Source organism: Candidatus Magnetobacterium casense (genome assembly GCF_000714715.1).
Taxonomy (GTDB): Bacteria; Nitrospirota; Thermodesulfovibrionia; order Thermodesulfovibrionales; family Magnetobacteriaceae; genus Magnetobacterium; species Magnetobacterium casense.
Genome location: NZ_JMFO01000035.1, coordinates 25,146 through 31,508, shown reverse-complemented (window position 1 = coordinate 31,508; position 6,363 = coordinate 25,146). Strand labels below are relative to the sequence as shown.

Annotated in this window: 5 protein-coding genes and 1 pseudogene; 5 read left to right on the top strand and 1 reads right to left on the bottom strand. The window is 50.4% G+C overall.

All coding sequences use genetic code 11. The annotated features are described in order from the left end of the window. Window positions 1–196, bottom strand: a pseudogene (locus Mcas_RS18880) (hypothetical protein); the annotation flags it as partial. 277 nt (window positions 197–473) lie between these two features. Here Mcas_RS18880 and Mcas_RS13970 point away from each other — a divergent pair. From Mcas_RS13970 to Mcas_RS13950, 5 genes are all read left to right on the top strand, one after another. After that, complete coding sequence (locus Mcas_RS13970; RefSeq protein WP_052567498.1) at window positions 474–1,595, top strand: NAD(P)/FAD-dependent oxidoreductase; 1,122 nt, start codon at window positions 474–476, stop codon at window positions 1,593–1,595. A gap of 348 nt (window positions 1,596–1,943) precedes the next feature. Further along, on the top strand, window positions 1,944–3,209 hold the full coding sequence (locus tag Mcas_RS13965; RefSeq protein ID WP_081853887.1) for a KamA family radical SAM protein: 1,266 nt from the start codon (window positions 1,944–1,946) through the stop codon (window positions 3,207–3,209). 190 nt (window positions 3,210–3,399) lie between these two features. Then, window positions 3,400–4,287, top strand: coding sequence for a bestrophin family protein (locus tag Mcas_RS13960; protein WP_040336167.1), 888 nt, complete (start codon window positions 3,400–3,402; stop codon window positions 4,285–4,287). A gap of 23 nt (window positions 4,288–4,310) precedes the next feature. Next, window positions 4,311–5,129: an orotate phosphoribosyltransferase gene (locus tag Mcas_RS13955; protein ID WP_040336163.1), complete on the top strand. Its 819-nt coding sequence runs from the start codon at window positions 4,311–4,313 to the stop codon at window positions 5,127–5,129. A 109-nt stretch (window positions 5,130–5,238) separates the two neighbouring features. Further along, window positions 5,239–6,309: a sensor histidine kinase gene (locus Mcas_RS13950; RefSeq protein WP_162176336.1), complete on the top strand. Its 1,071-nt coding sequence runs from the start codon at window positions 5,239–5,241 to the stop codon at window positions 6,307–6,309. The last annotated feature ends 54 nt before the right edge of the window (window positions 6,310–6,363 follow it).

Below are 6,363 nucleotides of genomic sequence, written 5' to 3'. Positions count from 1 at the left end.
CATAATGTTGGGATTGTAATGAGTCAACTGATACTATCTGTTTACCTGCTTTGTGGGCTTTCAGTGCAATATTCAAAGACTGAATTTGTTCCTCTGGCAAATGAGAAATATTTAACAAGTGTGTAACGACAATCTTTTTGCCGATCCTCTTACCTTCTGCGAGATAAGCAGTCTTATAGACCTTGCCCTTAACCACCTTTCTGTATATACGCACAAACATATATTTTCATAATACCATATTATTAAATAAATGTCAAGCATATTTTTTATGTATATTCGCACAAACAATCATGCTTGTAAATACTATATAATCTCATGTATGGCTAATCTACAAAAAATTCCCGCATGTATTTCTGGAACTTCCGTTTTAACCGTGAAAGAAATTTTTACCCTGCTTTTTTTAAGAGAATACTTTTTACAGAAAGTATTTTTTATCCACTTTTTATGCCGTCTGTGGTATATTATTATTGTATATGGACAGGGTAAATATTACTATCATCGGAGCCGGTGTCATAGGGCTTGCGATAGCCGCGGAGCTGTCGGGGAAGTTCGACGACATCCTGGTCATTGAGCGCAATGATGACTTTGGGCGTGAGATAAGCAGCCGCAACAGTGAGGTCATACACTCGGGGATATACTACCCCACAGCCTCCCTGAAGGGGACGTTGTGCGTAGAGGGTGCTGACCTGCTCTACCACTACTGCCAGCAACACTCAATCGCACATCGGCGCATCGGCAAACTGATCGTCGCAACAGATGAATCCGAGCTATCCCCCCTGGAGGAACTCTACCGGCGTGGCAGACACAACGGCGTCAGCGACCTGACCATCCTGGAGGCGGATGAGGTTGCCAGGATGGAGGCCAACGTCAATGCCGTCCGTGCGCTGTTTAGTCCAAACACCGGTATCATCGACTCACATGGCCTGATGAAACGCCTCTGGACCGTGGCACAGGGGCAGGGGGTGACGTTCTCTTTTAACGAGGAAGTCGTCTCCATTGAACGACAGACCAATGGTTACGTGGTTGGCATACGGAGTGAGGGCTACAGGTTTTTGTCTGGTGTTGTCATCAATGCTGCGGGATTGTACTCGGACCAGATTGCTGCCATGATTGGTATCGCAGTTGATCCGGCGGAGTATCGGCTGCACTACTGTAAGGGGTCGTATTTTTTTTATGCCAGGCGTTCACCTGTTGAAAGGCTCATATACCCGGTGCCGGAGAAGAACTTAAAGGGCCTGGGGGTTCACGCCACCCTTGATATGGCAGGACGACTGCGCTTTGGACCGGATACCGAGTACGTTGATGACATAGATTACACCGTTGATGCTTCCAAAAAGGACCGCTTCTACGAAGGCGCATGCAAGATCATCAGGGGCATAGACAAGGACGCACTCGTTGCAGATATGGCCGGAGTCAGACCAAAGATAAAAGGCGAGGGCGTAAAGGACTTCCTCATACACCACGAGACCAACAGGGGACTAGAGGGATTTATCAACCTCGTGGGGATTGAGTCCCCGGGGCTGACGGCCTGCCTTGCAATTGCATCGCGGGTCAGAAAATTTTTTGATGATATTTCGATAGCCAAAAAGGTATAATAAAACTCAGATGAAAGAGACAGCAAGGTTACACGGTTGGCCGACAAAACATTTGTCCCAAAGGATAACAAGAGAGGTTGGGGGTATCACTGACCTGATAAGCAAACTTGACTTTGGATAGCGACAGATTTTTTTTTAACCTGAAGCTTCCATGGGCATACGCTGCAATGCACAGGCCGGGGTGGGGGTATGTTCCGACATTTGCATCTGTCAGCGAAATTTGCATTTTTCAAACGATTGTAATGGTAACAAGTAGTTTTTTGTGTGATTTATCGTGATAATAACCAACAATATAAAACATCTGAGGCCTTCATTCTGAAGGTCTATAACAAATCTTTCAGGGGTACAATGGAAAAGGATTGTCTATTAAAGGAGGAAGAACCTCCAGCGCAAGGAATTCTCCGGCGATTCTGGCCTGATGTGACAACCAGGCAATGGAACGACTGGAGATGGCAACAATCAAACAGCTTAAGGTCAATGCAGGCCCTCCGGCAACTGCTCAACCTAAGCCCTCATGAAGTCTTGAGATACGAAGAGTTGACCCGTAGGTTTCACTACCGTATCACCCCCTATTATCTGTCTCTGATAGACTTTGCAAACCCCGACGACCCGATAAGAAAGCAAAGTATACCAGACCTCAGCGAGCTTGACTTTCAGCGTGTTGGCCACAGCGACCCCCTTGAGGAGGGCGAGGACATGCAGGTGCCTGGCCTTGTGCACAGGTATCCCGACCGTGCCCTTGCCGTAGTGACCAACCGGTGTGCCATGTACTGTCGCCATTGTACACGCAAGCGGATGTGGCTTGAAGGGGAATCCTTCAGGAGTCGTGAAGAGCTTTCCGCAATGATTGACTACATACGCGGCGAGGTTGGCATCAGGGAGGTGATTGTATCGGGTGGTGACCCGCTGACAATGAACTTGCAATTGCTGGATTGGTTCCTGGGAGAACTCAGGACAGTTCCGCGCCTGGAGGTGGTCCGGATCGGTACAAGGTTGCCCGTGGTGTTGCCCATGGGGATTACGGATGGCCTGGTGAAAATGCTTGCCAGGCACAGACCCCTGTGGCTCAACACTCAGTTCAATCACCCCGCCGAACTGACCCCTGCTTCCATTGAGGCATGTGACAAGATACTCAGGGCTGGCATTCCTGTGTCCAATCAATCCGTCCTGCTGCGTGGGGTCAACGACTCCGTGGAGGTGATGAAGGAGCTTTGTCATGCCCTGCAGCGGATCATGGTCAGACCCTACTACCTGTTTCAGTGTGACCCCGTCAGTGGGGCCGAGCACTTCAGGACAAGCGTCTGGAAGGGCATAGAGATCATCGAGATGATGCGCGGCCATACCGGAGGGCTTTGCATCCCCAGCTTTGTGGTGGACGCCCCCGGAGGTGGAGGAAAGGTGCCGTTGCAGCCATTCTATCTGTTATCGGCATCCGAAGATGAGGTGTTGTTGCGAAACTATGAAGGTACGATCACCAGGTATTACAACCCGGGTCGTTCCCTCACAGAGGCAGGACAAGACTCCGGTGCCCAGCAGACTCACAGAATCCTCGCCGGAGCCGATCTGACCCCACGATACAAAAGAAGAAGGTCCAAGACCGCACTGGCTCATTAGATATTTGGTAACACTTCACCCCTAAGAAAAGTAAAGAAGGGGGCGGCTCCGCCCCCCCTGGCATATAGACAGAACACCTCCCCTTTTCTTTCCGTGGGGTGGTGCGCCACTACTTTTTTATGCACCCCTTCGGGTCGGGATGCTTGACTTAACCTGAACACTCAGTGTATATTATCTATGGGGTGAAGGTATGATACAGTATGACAATAAGGATTGGCTAAAGCTGCTCTTAGCCATGAGGGGATCGGTATTACAGAGTATGCTGCCGCGGCTGGGCATGTTTGCGGCAGTGTCTGCAATTATAGCGGCTGCACACTTTTATATCGTAAAGATAAACACTCCGGTTATCCCGTGGTCTGTTGTCGGTGTGGCGTTGGGACTGATGCTGGTATTCAGGACTAACACCGCTTATGAGCGATACTGGGAAGGCAGGCGGATGTGGGGCAGCATTATGAACTCTACGCAGAACATTGCAATAGACTCAATCGCCTACATATCCTCTGACCATACGGAGTCTCTAAAGCTCAAGCAGAGACTGTTTAAGCTGCTTACCGCCTTTCCAATCCTGGTCAAACAAAAGCTGAGAGAGCAAAGGGACTTTGAAGAGCTGAAGTCGTTCCTGACTAACAGTGAAATTGCAATCCTGGAAAAATCGTTTAATATACCCGCAAACTTAATTGCAATGATAAAGAAGACCCTATACATGTGTCTGAAACTGGGCATCCTCCACCAATCACACCTGACCATACTCAACGCTAATCTTGTGGATTTAGCGAACTCCCTTGCCAACTGCGAACGGATACGGTCAACACCAATCCCATTGGCGTATGCGTTGCATCTCAAGAGGTTTGTGTACGTATTTTGCCTGACGATACCGCTTGCGTTGGTGGGCACCTTCGGGTGGTGGACTATACTAATTGACGTCTCTATCGCCTATGCCTTTATCGGTATCGAGGAGATCGGCATTGAGATAGAAGACCCCTTCGGCGAAGACCCTAACGACCTGCCTCTTGATGACTTCTGCGAAAGCGTCAAGCACACCCTGCAGGATATCTTTGCAAAACAAAACAGCCTGTAACCCTGAAAGGAGACTATACACAATTGCCGGATAAACAACAGTGGTCGAGGGACCTGATTATTGACCTGTACAAAGAGGGCTACCTTCAGACCCTCTGGAATGCTGTAGAGGCAAAGAACAGGGTTGGGGGCTGGTGGTTAAAGAGTGGCATCTGGTCGCCCTGGTTTTTTAACATGAGACACGTGGGCAGTTCCCCCAGGCTGTTTTACAACCTCTGTCGTGCGATGGCCGACATGATCGCACAGCATGACGTAGACCTCCTTATCGGGATAGAGATGGCGGGGATTCCGTTGGTGGGCGGTATAGCGGTTGCCATGTTTACGCAGCACAACAAGCCCCAGGCAATTGGCTTTACCAGGCCGCTGCCCAAAAAGGCACGAACATCGACAGAGGCACTTCAGTTGCTTCAGAACTACGATGAGTTAGCCGGAAGTTACGGGCAAAAGGGCCTCGTGGAGGCACGCCTTACTCAAAACTGCACCGTTGGCATTGTAGATGACATGGCCACTGACATCGAGAGCAAGATAATGGCGCGTCTGTTGGTGATGAGGGAGGCACAACGACAAGGCATAAATCTGCAATGTAACAAAATATTCTATATCCTCAATCGCAACAAGCAAAATCCTCGAAAGGGATTGGATTTCATCAACGAACCTGACCCCTTGCTATATCCGGCAGCCCTTGAGCTGCACTACATAATCGAGTTTGACGATGCCCTGCCCTTTCTGCGTCCTTGCATGAAGCCTGCCGAGTACGAGGCAATAGCGGCCTTTCAACAAGACAAGGGGCAATTCCAGGACGAACAAACGCAACGGCACCTGATCAAACAGGCTAACGGCTGAGGCAGGTACTTAGGACACATGCAGGGGAGGGTGCATGTAGGTGGGCTTAAAGCTGTGGCATAGTATTCTTCTGAGCCTTTTGGTTCCGGGAGTGATGGCGGCATGGTTTATGTTTAAGCAGCTTCACGCCGTGGATGCAATCTATGCGGGGGTGACCCTTGCCGGAGCCGACAGAGAGCACGTTGACAGGGGGCTTGGTGCGCTTAAGAGGTCGTTTGTACTCTCAAGTTTGCTGATCCTCGTGGTTACGGTTGTGGTGTGGTACCTGCTTTCACGGAGGATTATACATTCCGTCAAGCGGGTCGAAACGTCGCTGACAAAGCTGGCCGGGGGCGAATATAAGAAAATCTTTGATATTGATGCCCCAAATGAGATGTTATCCCTGGTGGAGGCATACAACAGCACCGTGCGAACCATCAGAGAGTCAAGAGACAGACTGCATGAGACCCTCGACGAACTCAAGGCCACAAATGCCGAACTTGTAAGCAGGCAGGAAGAACTCCTGCAGAGCCGCAACGTGGCCGCCATCAAGCTGCTTGCCTCCGAAATCGCCCACGAGGTAAGCAATCCCCTGACCTCGATATCGGTCTTCCTGGGGCTATTGCGGGAGGATGCAACCAAAGATGAGACACGGGAGATGATTTCGTTTATGCTCAAGGAGGTCATGCGTGCCCAGGAGATAATCCACAGACTCACGGATTTTGCACGCAAGCAGCCATTAAATCTTGCAGAGGTCAACGTCCGTGAGCTTGTGGACGAAGTCACCGACATAGTGTTGCGACACAACGCCGGCAAGGCAATATGTCTGACGTCGTCGTTGGATGGGTTACCCGAGGTGGTTGCCTTAGACCGGACTTTTATGCACCAGGCGTTGGTCAACGTCCTGTCAAACGCCTTTCAAGCGACTCCGCCCGGGGGCAACGTGGACATCAGGGGCAGCAGCAACAACAACCACATTGTCATTGCCGTCGGAGACACGGGTATGGGTATTACTCCCCAAGACTTGCCACACGTATTTGACCCCTTCTTCACCACCAGAAAGGACACCGGGGGCAGAGGCATGGGGTTGGCCATTGCCAGAAAGATGGTTGAGCTACACGGGGGGCAGATCAGCGTTGACAGTGTCTGCGGACAGGGGGCCACCTTTACCATAACGCTCCCCATACAGCCAGGACAATAGGGCTTTTTATTCAATCGAAATCTGTCGTGACGGGTCTCTTTTTTTTGCCAGAAG